A 17,545-nucleotide genomic window follows, 5' to 3' on the forward strand; every position below is an offset into this window, starting at 1 on the left:
AAGGATTGCAAATATGAAAGAAAAAACAATTTTGGTAGTTGTCTGTGTAAATAATGAGACGCTATTTGAGCGATGTGAGCGGCAAATTAGAAATGTGATTGTGCCACCTTCCTATCAAGTTCAAATACTTCCGATTAGAAATGCGAAAAGTATGACAAGTGCATATAACCAAGCAATTTCACATTCTGCAAAATATAAAGTGTATATTCATCAGGATACGTTCATTATCAATCAAAATGTGTTTCAGGATTTGATTTCCATGTTTGCTGCTAATGACAAACTTGGATTAATTGGAGTAGCTGGGTGTCAATATTTACCTCCTAACGGCGTGTGGTGGGAAGGGAAAAATTTAACCGGGCAAGTTGTGGAATATAGAAGAGAAAATTACCAATTACTTAGTTTTGAGAAGGGTTTCTATGAAAATAAATCTTTCCTATCTGTTCAAGCGATTGACGGTCTATTCATGGCGACGCAGTATGATATTCCGTGGCGCGAAGATTTATTTGATGGGTTTCATTTTTATGATGTCTCGCAATCAGTAGAATTCCGAAAAGCGGGCTATTTAGTTGGAGTTTCAGATCAAACGAGGCCGTGGTGTCTTCATTATAATGGAGATGAATTTGATGCTGGAGCATATGAAAAGTACCGCCAAATTTTTGTGAATCAGTATAAGGATTCTTTATCTCCATCATAAAGGAGAGGTTGTAATGAAAGGAATTATTTTAGCGGGTGGAACGGGTTCAAGGTTATATCCAATTACGAAAGTAACAAATAAGCATCTGCTTCCGGTTGGGCGTTACCCAATGATTTATCATTCCGTATATAAATTGCGGCAATGTGAAATTACAGAGATTATGGTCATTACAGGGAAAGAACATATGGGGGATGTCGTTAGTTTTCTAGGAAGTGGTCATGACTTTGGGGTTTCATTTACGTATCGCGTGCAGGATAGGGCGGGAGGAATTGCTGAAGCTTTAGGTCTTTGTGAAGACTTTGTTGGCGATGATCGCATGGTAGTTATATTAGGTGATAACATTTTTTCAGATGATCTTCGGCCATATGTAGAAGAATTTATGAGTCAAAAACAGGGCGCGAAAGTGCTGCTTCAAGCTGTGGAAGATCCAAGGCGATTTGGGGTTCCGAATATTCAAAACGGAAAAATAATTGAAATTGAAGAAAAACCTACTAACCCAAAAAGCTCCTATGCTGTGACAGGAATTTATATGTATGATGCAGATGTATTTTCATATATAAAGCAACTAAAGCCATCTGCGCGGGGAGAACTTGAAATTACGGATATAAACAATTGGTATTTAAAAAGAGAAGTGCTGACTTATAATGAAATGAATGGTTGGTGGACGGACGCTGGTACACATGATTCTCTTCAACGAGCGAATGCATTAGCGGCAGCTATAAATTTTGGAAAACAGTTTAATGGAGAATAGGTGAAAATATGGAAGTGATTCGGGATGATTATGCGGGTGTAAAGTTATTAGAGCCACATGTGTTCGGAGACGGGCGGGGTTTTTTTACGGAGAGCTATAATAAGAAAACATTAGAAAACTTAGGGATTACACATGCTTTTGTGCAAGATAATATTTCCTATTCTGCTCAAGCTGGTACGATCCGTGGATTACATTTTCAAAAAGAGCCAAAAGCGCAAACAAAACTCATTCAGGTTATTCAAGGTGCTATTTATGATGTAATTGTTGATTTACGTAAAGATTCACCTACATTTAAACAGTGGAACGGGTATATTTTAAGTGCAGATAACCACCGGCAATTATTAGTTCCAAAAGGTTTTGCACACGGATTTTGTACGCTTGTTCCAAATACAGTTGTGATGTATAAAGTTGATGAGTATTATAGCTCTGTACATGATAGTGGTTTGCGTTGGGATGATAGGCAGTTGGCAATTTTATGGCCGGTAAAGGAACCGATTTTGTCAACGAAAGACCAATCACTTCCAAATTTAAAGGAATATCAAGACAGTTTCTAAGTGGGAGCGTTGGTTATGAATATATTAGTAACTGGGGGAGCAGGCTTTATTGGTAGTAATTTTATTCACTATATGTTACGAACACATGAAACGTATCGCGTTATAAATGTTGATGCGTTAACATATAGTGGAAATCTTGAAAACTTAAAGTTAGTGGAACAAGATGTTCGCTACTCGTTTGTTAAAGGAAATATTCAAGATCGGGAACTTGTAGAAAATGTGATTCAGCAATATGAAGTGCAAGTCATTGTTAATTTTGCTGCGGAATCCCATGTGGATCGTAGTATTGAAGATCCTCTTCCTTTTTATGATACAAATGTAATCGGTACGGTAACTTTATTAGAGTTAGTAAAAAAATATCCTCATATTAAATTGGTGCAAGTGTCAACAGATGAGGTGTACGGTTCTTTAGGAAAGAGTGGGAAATTTACGGAGAAAACACCGTTGGATCCGAGTAGTCCCTATTCTTCTAGTAAAGCAAGTGCAGACATGATTGCCTTATCTTATTACAAGACGTATCAGCTACCAATTATTGTGACGCGTTGTTCGAATAATTATGGACCTTATCAATATCCAGAAAAGTTGATTCCTCTTATGATTACCAATGCAATTGAGGGTAAGAATCTTCCGTTATATGGAGATGGTCTGAACGTACGAGATTGGCTTCATGTTCAAGATCATTGTAGTGCAATTGATGTTGTACTACATAAGGGGAAAAGTGGAGAAGTGTACAATATTGGTGGAAATAATGAGAAAACAAATGTAGATGTAGTGGAAGGGATTGTAAGGTTACTTGGAAAAACAGAAGAGGATATCGAGTATGTCACAGATCGATTAGGACACGATCGCCGTTATGCAATTGATGCACAAAAAATGAAGGAAGAGCTAGGGTGGCAACCAACGTATACGTTTGAACAAGGTTTAAAAGAAACAGTAGAGTGGTATCAAAACAATGAACAGTGGTGGAGACCATTAAAAGGAAGATAAGGGGTCTGTAGATGAAAGAGCGGATCGTTATAACGGGAGCGAATGGTCAATTAGGCAGACAAATGGCAGAAGAGCTAGATTGTAATAAATATGAGATTTATCCGTTTGATAAGAAAGCATTAAATATTACGGACGTGTTTCAAGTAGAACAGGTTATGAAGGAAATACGTCCTCATATTATCATTCACTGCGGGGCTTATACAAAAGTAGATCAAGCGGAGGAAGAAGAAGAGACTGCATATTGTGTCAATGCAATTGGAGCGAGGAATATGGCGGTTGCTTCACAAGCCATTGGTGCAAAGTTTGTATATATAAGTACGGATTATGTATTTCCGGGTGATAAGGTGGATGGGTATCATGAATTTCATATGCCATCACCAGTAAATGTATATGGCGCATCGAAATATGCAGGAGAACAGTTTGTCGCAGCATTCCATAATCAATATTTTATTATTCGTACGTCATGGCTTTACGGGAAATATGGAAATAACTTTGTGAAGACGATGCTGCGGCTAGGAGAAGAAAAGGAGAGCGTGTCTGTTGTTGTTGATCAAGTAGGATCTCCAACGTATGTAACCGATTTAATTTATGTCATAAAAGAACTAATTAGAACATCGTCATATGGTACGTATCATGTGTCAAATAGTGGTGCGTGTTCGTGGTACGAATTTGCAAGAGAAATTTTTTCGTATGCAAACATGCAAATAAAAGTAGTCCCTGTTTCTACAAAGGAATTTGGAGCGAAAGCACCTCGGCCAAAGTATTCCATATTTCAGCATAGAATGTTACGGATAAATGGTTTTTCTGAAATGCCCTCATGGAAAGAAGGATTACAGCGTTTCTTTATCGAAACAAAAAATCATTAGCGAATGTGAGCTAATGATTTTTTGTTTGCCTTTAAAGAAATTTATGGTACTATGAATATAGTATCAGGTACTAATAACAAGTATAATCGTGTTTGGGAGGATATATCATGGAATTATTACAAGGGAAAACATTTGTTGTTATGGGCGTTGCGAACCAAAGAAGTATTGCATGGGGGATCGCACGTTCATTGCATAAAGCTGGTGCAAAACTAGTATTCACATATGCAGGAGAGCGTTTAGAAAGAAATGTTCGCGATTTAGCAGCGACACTAGAAGGACAAGAATCGCTTGTATTGCCATGTGACGTGACAAATGATGAAGAAATTGCAACATGTTTCCAAACAATTAAAGAAGAAATTGGAGCGATCCATGGGGTTGCACATTGTATTGCTTTTGCAAACCGTGATGATTTAAAAGGAGAATTTGTTGATACGTCTCGTGATGGATTTTTACTTGCGCAAAATATTAGCTCATTCTCTTTAACAGCTGTGGCAAGAGAAGCTAAAAAAGTGATGACAGAAGGCGGAAATATTTTAACATTAACATACCTTGGTGGAGAGCGTGTTGTGAAAAATTACAATGTTATGGGTGTAGCGAAAGCATCGCTTGAAGCGAGTGTAAAATATTTAGCGAATGACTTAGGACAACATGGTATTCGCGTAAACGCAATTTCTGCAGGACCAATTCGTACATTATCTGCCAAAGGTGTAGGCGACTTTAATTCTATTTTAAAAGAAATTGAAGAGCGCGCGCCGCTTCGCCGCACAACAACACCAGAAGAAGTAGGGGATACAGCGGTGTTTTTATTCAGTGATTTAGCACGCGGTGTGACGGGTGAAAATATTCATGTTGATTCAGGATATCACATTTTAGGTTAAATAAATCGTACTAATATTCATAACAGTAATTTATCTGTTGAAGCATATAATAAGCATATAGAAAAATTAAGAATGAAGTTGTAGTGTGTGAAAAATATAAAATATGATACAAATAAAAATACCTTTTTACCGAGATTTTGTAGCTCAGGTGAAGAGGTATTTTTTTGTTTTTTTTTAAAATTACCCGTCCATATGGAACCTCTGGGCGGGTAATTACATTTAATTATATAGGCACTGAACTTTATAGAGAAAGGAGTAAGGAAATGACAAATCATAATAGTGAGGGGAATTTGTTTTTTTCGCAGGAGCATTTTAAAATTTCTTCTGTTCATCATATTAGAATATCGAAACGTGAGTTATCTGAATTGTTTAGTGTTTTGGGGCGCATAGAAAAAGACATACGTAATGTGTTTATGGATCCTTCTGTAAATCACATTAAGAGCATTAAAAATACATTAAAAAATTTATTGGGATTATTAAAGGATTTACATTTGTCGAGAGAACAAACAAAACGAGTGAAAACAATTATAAGTAAACTATTGTGTCTGTTAGATGAACATCCTTTTCCTTGTAGATTAATATTTATAGGATTCCAAAAGCTATTGGGATTTTTGTTGCATCTTGTAAAGCATTTAGTTATTGATTGCTGTACATTAGATGAATTGATTATATGTATTAGAAATATAGAATCTGTATTAATGAAGTATAGTTTTGTTTGTTGGGAGTATCCGATATGTTTAACGGGTCCAACAGGTCCGATGGGTCCGATGGGTCCGATGGGTCCAATGGGTCCAACGGGAGCGATAGGTCCAACTGGCCCAACATTTCCGACGATTCCAACAGGATCGACAGGAACAACGGGAGCAACGGGTCCAACCGGCCCGACCGGAGCAAGAGGATCGACAGGATCGACAGGAGCAACTGGCCCAACCGGCCCGACCGGAGCAAGAGGAGCGACAGGATCGACAGGAGCAACGGGTCCAACCGGCCCGACTGGAGCAAGAGGAGCGACAGGATCGACAGGAGCAACGGGTCCAACCGGAGCGAGAGGATCGACAGGAGCAACGGGTCCAACCGGCCCGACCGGAGCAAGAGGATCGACAGGAGCAACGGGTCCAACCGGTCCAACAGGGGCAAGAGGATCGACAGGAGTAACGGGAACAACCGGCCCAACCGGCCCAACCGGTTCAACTGGTGCAACGGGAACAACCGGCCCAACCGGTTCAACTGGTGCAACGGGAACAACCGGCCCAACCGGTTCAACTGGTGCAACGGGAACAACCGGTTCAACAGGAACAACCGGAGCAACCGGTTCAACTGGCCCAACGGGAGCAACCGGTTCAACTGGCCCAACCGGAGTAACCGGAGCGACCGGAGCAACGGGAGAAACAGGAGCAACGGGAGTGACAGGAGCAACGGGAGAAACAGGAACAACCGGAGCAACCGGTTCAACTGGCCCAACGGGAGCAACCGGTTCAACTGGCCCAACGGGAGCAACCGGTTCAACTGGCCCAACGGGAGTGACAGGAGCAACGGGAGCAACGGGAGCAACGGGAGCAACAGGAGCAACAGGAGCAACGGGAGCAACCGGTTCAACTGGCCCAACGGGAGCAACAGGAGCAACGGGAGAAACAGGAGCAACGGGAGCAACGGGAACGACCGGAGCAACCGGGGCAACGGGAGCAACGGGAGTGACAGGAGCAACGGGAGGAACAGGAACAACCGGAGCAACCGGTTCAACTGGCCCAACGGGAGTGACAGGAGCAACCGGAGCAACGGGAGAAACAGGAGTAACCGGAGCGACAGGAGCAATGGGAGAAACAGGAACAACCGGAGCAACGGGAACGACCGGAGCAACGGGAGCAACGGGAGTAACCGGAGCGACCGGAGCAACGGGAGCAACGGGAACGCCAGGAACAACCGGAGCAACGGGTGTAACGGGAGCAACAGGAGTAACGGGAGCAACGGGAACGACAGGAGCAACAGGAGTAACGGGAGCAACGGGAGCAACAGGAGTAACGGGAGCAACGGGAACGACCGGAGCAACGGGAGCAACGGGAACGCCAGGAACAACGGGAGCAACGGGTGTAACGGGAGCAACAGGAGTAACCGGCCCAACGGGAGTAACGGGAGCAACGGGAACGCCAGGAACAACCGGAGCAACGGGTGTAACGGGAGCAACAGGAGTAACGGGAGCAACGGGAACGACCGGAGCAACCGGAGCGACCGGTTCAACAGGAACAACGGGAGCAACGGGAGAAACAGGAGCAACGGGAACGACAGGAGCAACGGGAGAAACAGGAGTAACCGGAGCGACAGGAGCAACGGGAGCAACGGGAGCAACCGGAACGCCAGGAACAACCGGAGCAACGGGAGCAACAGGAGTAACCGGCCCAACGGGAGTAACGGGAGCAATCGGAACGACAGGAGCAACAGGAGTAACCGGTCCAACTGGATCAACGGGAGCGACAGCCCCTATTATCACTGCTAATAATGCTCAAATAATTAATTCTGGAACAGTAACTATTGCTAACAATGCTGCTGTTCCATTGCCTACTAATGTTGTCATTAATGGCACAGCAATTTCTCATACGCCAGGATCAACAGATATTTCTTTAGCTCCGAATCAAACGTATTGGATTTTTTATGAAGCATCGTCAGGTGTAGGGACTGGTACTGCACAATTAGAATTTCAATTGAATGGAAGCATAGTGCTTGGAACACAAACAAGGGCAACGGGCCAACTTATTGGGTCGGATACATCTTTGGCATCAGGAGCAATATTAACAACAGGTGCTGGCGCAAATATATTAACATTAGTTAATACTGCGGGCAGTGCTAGAGATATACTTGGAACAAATATTAATATAGTCAAACTTCAGTAATTCATTATAATAAAGTATTAGTTCATAGTAGATGGATAAAAGTAAGTATTAAGAAATTAAATCACTTATTATATTTTCCCTAAGTGATATGTTAAAAATTTTAACGTTTCGGTATGTTAAATAGCGAGGGGATTTCCTCAAAAAGTGAGGAGCATGAAATAAAACAGGGGCTATCCATAAGTCAGTTGCACTGACGTATGGATAGCCTTTTTATTTCATTCTTTTTTTAGACGAAGCATTTTCTTTTTCGTTTGTTTTAGAGCTTCTAGTGTCATTTCGTCTTCATCAACTAATGTGATAGGAAAATATGTTTTAACCCATTTATAACCTGTCACTTCTGATACACCATACTCGCTGCTTAATTGTTTTACAGGTTGTCCCAAGATATAATTCAAGCACCATTTTTTCAATTCTTCATTTAATTTCTTGTTTGTATGACTATACTAACTCCACCCTTTTGTTTGACTTTTTGTTTGTGTGAAGTTTTTTACTTGGAGTTCCCAATTTTTTATAAATATAACGCTTATGTGGAACTTATGAATAGGTATTTACATTTAATTATGATAGGGACTTTATTTTATACAGAAAGGAATAGGAAGATGCCTAATCATAATAACAAAAGAAATTTATTTTTTTCACAGGAGTATTTTAAAATTTCTTCTGTTCATCACATTAGAGTTTCGAAGTGCGAAATACACGAACTATTTAGGATTCTCAAACGACTAGAAAGAGATGTACGGAATGTATTTATGGATCCCTCTGTTATTCATATTAAGAACCTTAAAGATACATTAAAGGATTTATTACGATTTTTACATTGTTTGAATTTATCGAAGGATCAAAAAAGAGTAGCGGATGAAATTATAGACGAATTATTATGTTTGTTAGCTGAACAAGATTTTTCATGTAGATTAGTATTTATAGGATTGCAAAAATTATTAGGATTTTTGTTGTATCTTGTAAAGCATTTAGTCATTGATTGTTTTATATTAGATGACTTCATTAGAGTTATTAGAAGGATAGAATGTTTATTATTGAAATTTGAATCTGTTTGTTGTGACTGCCCACCAGGTCCAACGGGAGCAACAGGTCCAAGAGGTCCAAAAGGCCCAACAGGAGCACCAGGTCCAAGAGGTCCAAAAGGTCCAACAGGAGCAAGAGGTCCAAAAGGTCCAACAGGTCCAAAAGGTCCAACAGGATCAACAGGATCAACAGGAGCAACGGGATCAACAGGAGCAACCGGATCAACGGGATTAACGGGATCAACAGGAGCAACAGGAACAACAGGAACAACCGGTGCAACCGGATCAACGGGATCAACAGGAGCAACAGGAGCAACGGGATCAACGGGATCAACGGGATCAACAGGAGCAACAGGAACAACCGGTGCAACCGGATCAACGGGAGCAACCGGAGTAACGGGTTCAACGGGAACAACCGGATTAACGGGTCAAACGGGTCCAACCGGATCAACGGGAACAACCGGAGTAACGGGTCCAACGGGTTCAACCGGATCAACGGGATTAACGGGAGCAACGGGAACAACCGGAGTAACCGGTCCGACGGGCTCGACGGGCTCAACCGGCCCAACCGGAGAAACGGGTTCAACTGGTGCAACGGGCTCAACTGGTGCAACGGGATCAACGGGATCAACGGGCTCGACGGGATCAACAGGTTCAACTGGAGCAACAGGAGTAACCGGTCCAACGGGCTCGACGGGTGCAACAGGAGTAACGGGTCCAACGGGTTCAACCGGTGCAACAGGAGTAACCGGTCCAACGGGATCAACCGGAGCAACGGGCTCAACGGGTGCAACGGGAGTAACGGGATCAACGGGCTCGACCGGATCAACGGGATCAACAGGTTCAACTGGATCAACGGGAGCAACAGGAGTAACCGGTCCAACGGGATCAACGGGCACAACCGGAGTAACCGGTGCAACGGGATCGACAGGATCAACGGGATCAACCGGCTCAACCGGATTAACGGGATCAACGGGAGCAACAGGAGAAACGGGTCCAACGGGTCCAACCGGATTAAAGGGTTCAACGGGAACAACCGGAGTAACCGGTCCAACGGGAGCGACAGGATCAACGGGATCAATGGGCTCAACCGGAGTGACAGGTCCAACGGGTCCAACCGGATTAACGGGATCAACGGGTTCAACGGGATCAACAGGAGTAACGGGTCCAACGGGTTCAACCGGCTCAACCGGATTAACGGGATCAACGGGTTCAACGGGATCAACGGGAGCAACAGGAGTAACCGGTCCGACGGGATCAACCGGATCAACGGGTTCAACGGGAACAACCGGATTAACCGGAGTGACAGGTTCAACAGGTCCAACAGGTCCAACCGGAGCAACGGGATCAACCGGATTAACCGGAGTGACAGGTCCAACAGGTCCAACCGGAGCAACGGGATCAACCGGATTAACCGGAGTGACAGGTCCAACAGGTCCAACCGGATCAACGGGTTCAACGGGATCAACCGGAGTGACAGGTCCAACAGGTCCAACTGGAGCAACGGGTTCAACGGGATCAACAGGATCAACCGGAGTGACAGGTTCAACAGGTCCAACAGGTCCAACCGGATTAACGGGTCCAACGGGTTCAACGGGATCAACCGGATTAACCGGAGTGACAGGTCCAACGGGTCCAACCGGCTCAACCGGATTAACGGGTCAAACGGGAACAACCGGAGTAACCGGTCCAACGGGAGCGACAGGATCAATGGGATCAACCGGATTAACCGGAGTGACAGGTCCAACCGGTCCAACGGGAGCAACGGGTTCAACGGGATCAACAGGATTAACCGGAGTGACAGGTCCAACCGGTCCAACGGGAGCAACGGGTTCAACGGGATCAACAGGATTAACCGGAGTGACAGGTTCAACAGGTCCAACAGGAGAAACGGGTCCAACGGGATCAACGGGAGTAACCGGTCCAACGGGATCAACCGGCTCAACCGGCTCAACCGGATTAACGGGTTCAACGGGATCAACCGGATTAACCGGAGTGACAGGTCCAACCGGTCCAACCGGATCAACGGGTTCAACGGGAACAACGGGAGAAACGGGATCAACGGGAGTAACCGGAGTAACCGGTCCAACAGGATCAACGGGATCAACGGGATCAACGGGAGTAACCGGTCCAGCGGGTCCAACGGGTTCAACCGGCTCAACCGGCTCAACCGGATTAACGGGATCAACAGGAGCAACGGGTCCAACGGGCTCAACCGGAGTGACAGGTCCAACCGGTCCAACCGGAGCAACGGGATCAACGGGTTCAACGGGATCAACGGGATCAACCGGATCAACGGGATCAACCGGATTAACCGGATTAACCGGAGTGACAGGTCCAACAGGAGTAACCGGAGTAACAGGTCCAACAGGATCGACGGGCTCAACCGGAGTGACAGGTCCAACAGGATCGACAGGACCAACGGGATCGACGGGTTCAACGGGATCGACGGGATCGACGGGCTCAACCGGAGTGACAGGTCCAACAGGTCCAACAGGTCCAACGGGATCAACGGGTTCAACGGGATCGACGGGCTCAACCGGAGTGACAGGTCCAACAGGTCCAACAGGAGCAACGGGAGTAACAGGAACAACCGGATCAACAGGTATAACCGGTCCTTTAACTACGGCTAACAATGCGTTTATCGTCAATGATGCTGAAACGACTGTTGCGGATAGTGCAGCAATTCCGTTAAGTACAGATGTAGTGATTAATGGAACAGCTATTACGCATACACCAGGTTCAGCAAATATTTCTTTAGCTCCGAATCAAACGTATTCAGTTGTATATAGAGCCGTTGGTGTTACAAATGCTGCGGGAGCAGATCAAAGTTTAGGTTTATCTTTAAATGGAACACTTCTACCTGGAACGAGTGTTGGGGGTAGTGCGAATGGGCAAACATTTAGTCCTGAAATGTCTGGAACAGCTATTGTAAATACAGAGGCAGGAGCTAATATTTTAACTCTTGTCAATACTTCTGGTGCAGCTAGAATTTTTGATGATGTACAAATTAGTATTGTTAAACTGCAATAAAAAATTTGTTTTGAGAAAAATTTTGAAGTTTACGATTTTCATAGCATTGTTACAATGAAATGTAATTAGATTGTATGAAAAGTAAATCAAATTAGTAGGGTATGAACAAAACACCTCCTTAATCCGTATATGAAAAAATACGAATTAGGTGGGGTGTTTTTTATTTGAAGAAAAAAGGTCAGTCCAATCGAACGATTTAGGGATTTTTTTACCAAAAATAAATCACACATCCAAGCAATTTTCAACCGTTTTTCATAGCATGTACTAAATGGTTGGAAAGGAGAAGTAAATATGTATCATTACTGTGAAGAGTGTAATGAGTATCAAGAAGAAAATCATGATTGTTGTAAAAAACGGGATAAAAAATGTGATAAGAAACGTGATAAGAAACGCAAGAAACGTCATAAGTGTGACGAAGATTCATCAAAAATTGATGTAAAGGTAAATTGTTGCTGCGACGATCATGGTAAGAATCTTGTGAGAGCCTCGGCGTTTCGGGCAGTGAGTAATGTTGACCAAAATTTGCCGGCTAACACACTTGTCAAAGTTTTATTTCAAAATGAGCAATTTGATTTAGCGAATGAATACAATCCTGCAACATCTGTGTTTATTCCTAAAACTGATGGAGTTTATTCAATTATTGGCACCGTTGCATTTGGACCGAATGACTTATTTCAGGATTATAATACGACAATTGAAATACGGGTAAATGGTGGCGAGATAATCGTAAGTCATAATACTTTTTTTGGAGGTGGAGTGTTTTTTCTAAATGATGTAACAGTTACTACAATTTTAGAGTTACAAGCAGGAGATATGGTCGAAATCTTTGCTCAAAGTAATCAAGATGGTGTTATCTTTATATCAGATGGTGTTACAAGGTTTGAAGCAGCTAGATACCCATCCCCGCTAGGATAATAGGTAAAACCCTCTATTTCATAGGGGATTTTTGTGTAATAAGGGGAAAGTAACTTCTGGATATTTTTTGGGGGAATTTGATAAGTATGTGAAGGTAGAGTCTGGTTAAATAAAAAGATTATCAAAAGTAGCTTATTCAGCTGCTTTTGATAATCTTTTATTTTAGCTTGCTATTTGTGGTTAGTAAGTTCTTTATTGAAGGCCTTTCATAAAACCTTGAATTTTTTTTGATAACATAAATAAGGCGATACTTACCAAAATAGATATAGTCCCAATTACTCCAAAGTAAATGATTTCTGTTGCAGGATCGTATAATTTCACCACTTGTGCGTTAATAGCTTGTGCTGACGCTGTGGATAGGAACCATAAACTGATTGTTTGTGCTGAAAAGGCAGCAGGAGCTAATTTTGTTGTGATTGATAATCCGGCAGGCGATAAGCAAACTTCCCCAATTACGATTAATAAAAAGCTAAGAACTAACCAAATCGGACTTGCTAGAGATTCTGTACCGTTAATAAAGCTTGGGAAAATCATAATTAAAAATGAAAATCCAGCAAACAATAGTCCAATAGCAAATTTCTTAGGAGTAGAAGGTTGTTTTGTATTCAGCTTCACCCAAATCCATGCGAATATTGGTGCTAGTATTACGATGAATATAGGACTTAATGATTGGAACCATGCAGAATGGATCTTAAATCCAGCGAATTGTAACTGAGTTCGTTGGTCCGCATATGTTGCCAAAATAATCGCCCCTTGTTCTTGGATAGCCCAAAAGATTGCCGCTGCAATAAACAGTGGAATATAAGCTAAAAGACGAGACCGTTCAACTTTCGTAGTTTTTGGACTGCGATACATATAAACAAAGTAACAAGTCGGAATAACAATTCCTAAAATACTAATTAAAAAAGTAAAACGATTAATCGTTAATAAACCTGTCGGTATTGTAATAGCACATAATAATATAATTACAATGATACTGATGCTAAAGTATTTAATGGTTTTTTTTCTTTCAGTAGCCGTTAATGGATTAGGTACTTGTGTACCAGCTAAACCAAGGTTTTTTTGTTTTGTAAACACAAATATTATTAAACCGATTATCATACCGATGGCTGCGATTCCAAAACCAAGATGGAAGTTATATTGCTGCCCTAATGTGCCGACAACTAAAGGAGCTACAAGTGCACCTAAATTAATACCCATATAGAAAATACTAAATCCAGAGTCTCGGCGTGAGTCTGATTCATGATATAAGCTTCCGACAATGTTAGAGATATTTGGTTTTAATAAACCAGTCCCAAGTACTAAAAATACCATGGAAATAAATAAAGCAGCGGTACCGCTTGGTAACGTGAGAATAAGGTGACCAATTGTAATTAAAACGCCGCCCCAAAAGACCGTTCTACTTGAGCCGAGTAAACGGTCAGAGATCCAGCCACCGATAACGCTGGACATGTATAATAGGGACCCATAGATTGCCATAATCGAAGTGGCAGTAGCTACATCAAGTCCTAATCCACCTTTTGCGACGGAATAATACATATAGTAAAGTAAAATGGCTCTCATTCCATAATGAGAAAATCTTTCCCAAAATTCGGTGAAAAATAGAGTGAATAAACCTTTCGGGTGACCGAAAAAACCCGTTTGAGGAATACTCTGAATTATTTTGTCTTGTTCTTTCATATTCATAATGCTGTCTCCTCGAATTATTTTGTGTATTATTTTAGTATAACGTAAAAATAAGAAGTTTAAAATAAAATCTTTCCATGTATCGCCTAGTTACGTGGAAAGATTTTATTTTTTAAAATACAGATTTTTGTGAAAGAAATGAGAATTCTAGTTATAAAAAAGGGTATTGGGTATTTGTAGGTATAAAAGAATATCCGACATATGTAGAATAGAACACGCATTTTCGAGGGGAATATAGTTAACGAAATAAAGTATTTTTATATAACATAAAAGGAAGAGGTGTGTATGGAAACGGAACGATGATATTCTCAATGAACGTAAAGAAAACAGATGCTAAAAACAGCTAGTTTCTTTACGTTCATTCATATAATTGGCAGCGAATGTTTTTTAAACGATTGAATGGAAGCTAGTTGAATATGAATTTTTACTTCATTATAAGTTTAATGTTTTAGTCAGCCATTATTTTAAAATGATAGACAGTAAAATAAACATCCACAAATAGCTCCTTTTGCTTGAGGATTTTGAAAGGGGGGGCTGTGTATAAGAGTAATCAATGCACTGCATATAAGTAATAGCTATATTAGAAATGGTATGAGCGCTTCTATTACTTTAAATTTGATGTATCACATGCAAGGTCATTTTCGCACCTATCCATAAACCTGTCACGAATCTTACGGAATTGTAAGGTTAGACGCTATTTGTTGTAAGAGTAGATTTTGTAGATTGATGTTATATTCGTATAGCACAAGAAAAGAGACAACGAAGGAGTGAATCAGTATGAAAAAACGATTTTCTATATTGATGTTAGTGATGTTATTTAGTATTGGATTAGCGGGTTGTGAGACATGGGATCGTTATAGCCCTTTTGCAAGTAAAACAGATGTGTATGGTGTAGTGAAAGAAGAGGCGAAACGAGATTCTCAGGCACCGAAAGATATAGAAGCTTACGATTATAACTTAATTGGATATGATAAAGATTTAAATAAAATTGAGCTAGGATTTGGTTCTGGTAACAAATTTCCAGTGGGAACGTACATTAAAGCGGTGAAAAAAGGTAGCGATACAAGAATGCATGATGTAACGGTTATTAAAAAAGAAGATGTTCCAAAAAATATATTGAAAAAATTAAGTGAAAACGAAAAATAATAGTTAGGAAAAAGACACGATGCATTGTGTCTTTTTTTGATAGGATACACAATCTCACAAAATATTGTAGTAATCGCAAATAGAGGTTGGTTTAAAGAAAGTTAAAAGCTATAATGGAAAAATGAATATTTTTAGAAAGGAGCATGATTTTTGTCTGCCTATTTATTTCCAATTAAAATGGCATTTTTTTTATTTCCTTTTTTAGCACTATTATGTCTCATGCCTTTTTTAGTTTTTAATTATAGAAAATATGGTTACGTAAATAAATGGCGTTCATTTATTTTATATTCTTTATTTTTGTATGTATTAAGTGCCTATTTTCTTGTTATTTTACCATTACCTCAAACGTATGATACATGTAGTTTGCAACCAGCAAATACACAGCATGTTCAGCTTACGCCATTTTATTTCGTTCATGAGATTATGAGTCATACAGCTGCAACGTTAACGAAACCGGCTACATATTTGTATGTATTAAAAGAATCTGCTTTTTTACAGGTTGCATTTAATGCATTGTTAACGATCCCTTTTGGGATATATTTACGTTATTATTTCCGACGTAGCTTTATGCAAACTATATTATTTTCTTTTTGTTTATCGTTATTTTTTGAAGTGACACAAGTAACTGGATTATACGGAATATATAATTGTGCGTATCGTTTATTTGATGTAGATGATTTATTTTTAAATACATTAGGTGGTGTAATTGGGTATATCATTGCCCCAATTTTTACGTACTTCCTTCCGAAAACAAATGAATTAGATGCCCATATCGATTTAACAGCGCAGTCAGTTGGATTTGTTCGCCGTTTTATCGCGATGCAAATTGATTGGATTTTCTTATCTATTGTGGTACCAGTTATTAAACTACAAGGAAGTATTGGCTTCTTCTCTAGTATTAAATCTTATACAAATCCGTATGAACTTCTTTTTACTGCAGGTACCGTGTTTATTTATTTCATTGTTATTCCATACTTCACAAATGGGAAAACACTTGGAAAAGCAATACTTCGCATTCGGATAAAAGGAAAGGATAATCGAATTACATTTAAAGAATTGTGTATTCGTTATGGACTGTTTTATTTTGGTTTAGGTGGAATGAATTATATTCTCTCCAGTAGTTCTATTCTGAACAGTACGGAGCCATTAATTTTAATTGTAACAGTATTATTTACGTTCATAATGAATGCTATTTTTGTCATCCATGTTTTATTGCATCTATTTAGTCGTGATAAACTTCTTTTTTATGAACATATGAGTCATACAAAAAATGTCATTACCTTAAAAAAGGTTGAAAAATAATTATCGTTTCTTTTAATACTGAAACTTAGTGGTAAAAAACGATCTCATTTTAAATAATGAGATCGTTTTTTGTTGTTCATTTTCATGCGGAAAATGAATTGAAATTAGGTGCATTCCGTGCTGCATCCTGTTAAGCAATTTGTAAAACAGTAAGCGCAGCAGCACGAACATCGACAGTACCAATTACTTCAATTGGGGTAATCTCAATTAAGTCCCCAGCAACTAAGTTGATGAGAATGACACCACTAGAAACGTCAACCTCCCCTGTACCGATAATATCAGCGCGTACAGCAGTTCCTGATCCAGGGATTAAGTTTGTTGGATCGTCTAGTGTTAAGAAGAAACGCGCAGCTTCTGGAGGGAAAGGGGCATTATCTAAGCTTACCGTTAATGTATAGCTAATTTGATAAACACCTGTTTGTTGTACACGAAGCCCAGTACCAGTGCTAACCACATTATTTAAGACAGGAACGAATGGTAAATCTGGATTCGGGTTATTACTTGGTAATACAAGAGGTGTGTTTAAAGTAGCAAATTGAGGGAATGAAGCGTTAAAGGCGAAACCAAAAGCTTTTACCGCTTGAGCCGGAAACGGAGGACAGTTATTTACATTACAGACATTAAACATATTTTTTCACTCCTTTACTGTTTCTACTTCTATTTAATGAAAAGGACAAGGCGCACGCTCTAGACAAGTTCCTATTTTCAATAAAATAAGCAAAATGTCTATGTGGTATGAAATGATTAGATTTTCTACGAAAGTTCTGTAGCTGTTATGAATATAACTGTAATAGTAGCTGATTTACGGAAGTAAGGAGGGAACAAA

The 17,545-nt window shown here is 40.6% G+C and carries 13 protein-coding genes and 1 pseudogene; 11 read left to right on the forward strand and 3 right to left on the reverse strand.

Annotated features, from left to right (window positions below):
• Nucleotides 1–13: 13 nt before the first annotated feature.
• The 7 genes from ACX5JI_RS09160 (at nt 14) to ACX5JI_RS09190 (ending at nt 7,615) form a co-directional block, all read left to right on the forward strand.
• Nucleotides 14–694 (forward strand): glycosyltransferase family protein, encoded by a 681-nt coding sequence (locus ACX5JI_RS09160; protein ID WP_459500765.1) that lies wholly within the window; start codon nt 14–16, stop codon nt 692–694.
• A 13-nt stretch (nt 695–707) separates the two neighbouring features.
• Nucleotides 708–1,445 carry a sugar phosphate nucleotidyltransferase gene (locus tag ACX5JI_RS09165; RefSeq protein WP_459500766.1) on the forward strand — a complete coding sequence of 246 codons (738 nt, stop codon included), beginning with the start codon at nt 708–710 and terminating at the stop codon, nt 1,443–1,445.
• An 8-nt stretch (nt 1,446–1,453) separates the two neighbouring features.
• Nucleotides 1,454–1,999 (forward strand): dTDP-4-dehydrorhamnose 3,5-epimerase, encoded by a 546-nt coding sequence (gene rfbC, locus ACX5JI_RS09170; RefSeq protein ID WP_459500767.1) that lies wholly within the window; start codon nt 1,454–1,456, stop codon nt 1,997–1,999.
• Between the two features lie 15 nt (nt 2,000–2,014).
• On the forward strand, nt 2,015–2,986 hold the full coding sequence (gene rfbB, locus ACX5JI_RS09175) for a dTDP-glucose 4,6-dehydratase (RefSeq protein WP_459500768.1): 972 nt from the start codon (nt 2,015–2,017) through the stop codon (nt 2,984–2,986).
• 11 nt (nt 2,987–2,997) lie between these two features.
• Entirely contained in the window at nt 2,998–3,852 is an 855-nt protein-coding gene (gene rfbD / locus ACX5JI_RS09180) for a dTDP-4-dehydrorhamnose reductase (RefSeq protein WP_459500769.1), read from the forward strand.
• A 107-nt stretch (nt 3,853–3,959) separates the two neighbouring features.
• Nucleotides 3,960–4,730, forward strand: a complete 771-nt coding sequence (gene fabI / locus ACX5JI_RS09185) for an enoyl-ACP reductase FabI (RefSeq protein WP_459500770.1) — start codon at nt 3,960–3,962, stop codon at nt 4,728–4,730.
• A 263-nt stretch (nt 4,731–4,993) separates the two neighbouring features.
• Nucleotides 4,994–7,615, forward strand: a complete 2,622-nt coding sequence (locus tag ACX5JI_RS09190; protein WP_459500771.1) for a collagen-like repeat preface domain-containing protein — start codon at nt 4,994–4,996, stop codon at nt 7,613–7,615.
• A gap of 218 nt (nt 7,616–7,833) precedes the next feature.
• Here the strand turns inward: ACX5JI_RS09190 and ACX5JI_RS09195 are convergent.
• Nucleotides 7,834–8,025: pseudogene (locus ACX5JI_RS09195) on the reverse strand (hypothetical protein); the annotation flags it as partial.
• Between the two features lie 189 nt (nt 8,026–8,214).
• Between ACX5JI_RS09195 and ACX5JI_RS09200 the strand changes: the two are divergent.
• On the forward strand, nt 8,215–11,670 hold the full coding sequence (locus ACX5JI_RS09200; protein WP_459500772.1) for a collagen-like repeat preface domain-containing protein: 3,456 nt from the start codon (nt 8,215–8,217) through the stop codon (nt 11,668–11,670).
• A 291-nt stretch (nt 11,671–11,961) separates the two neighbouring features.
• Nucleotides 11,962–12,585 carry an ABC transporter permease gene (locus ACX5JI_RS09205; protein ID WP_459500773.1) on the forward strand — a complete coding sequence of 208 codons (624 nt, stop codon included), beginning with the start codon at nt 11,962–11,964 and terminating at the stop codon, nt 12,583–12,585.
• 192 nt (nt 12,586–12,777) lie between these two features.
• Here ACX5JI_RS09205 and ACX5JI_RS09210 read toward each other — a convergent pair whose 3' ends face one another.
• Nucleotides 12,778–14,265 carry a peptide MFS transporter gene (locus tag ACX5JI_RS09210; RefSeq protein WP_459501062.1) on the reverse strand — a complete coding sequence of 496 codons (1,488 nt, stop codon included), beginning with the start codon at nt 14,263–14,265 and terminating at the stop codon, nt 12,778–12,780.
• A 783-nt stretch (nt 14,266–15,048) separates the two neighbouring features.
• On the opposite strand from ACX5JI_RS09210, the gene ACX5JI_RS09215 reads away from it, so the two are divergent.
• Together ACX5JI_RS09215 and ACX5JI_RS09220 are read left to right on the forward strand one after the other, a co-directional pair.
• Complete coding sequence (locus ACX5JI_RS09215) at nt 15,049–15,417, forward strand: YxeA family protein (RefSeq protein WP_459500774.1); 369 nt, start codon at nt 15,049–15,051, stop codon at nt 15,415–15,417.
• Nucleotides 15,418–15,567: 150 nt separating this feature from the next.
• Nucleotides 15,568–16,719 (forward strand): VanZ family protein, encoded by a 1,152-nt coding sequence (locus tag ACX5JI_RS09220; RefSeq protein WP_459500775.1) that lies wholly within the window; start codon nt 15,568–15,570, stop codon nt 16,717–16,719.
• 130 nt (nt 16,720–16,849) lie between these two features.
• Here ACX5JI_RS09220 and ACX5JI_RS09225 read toward each other — a convergent pair whose 3' ends face one another.
• Nucleotides 16,850–17,347 (reverse strand): hypothetical protein, encoded by a 498-nt coding sequence (locus ACX5JI_RS09225; protein ID WP_459500776.1) that lies wholly within the window; start codon nt 17,345–17,347, stop codon nt 16,850–16,852.
• Nucleotides 17,348–17,545: the final 198 nt, after the last annotated feature.

The organism is Bacillus sp. C1 (genome assembly GCF_054570475.1).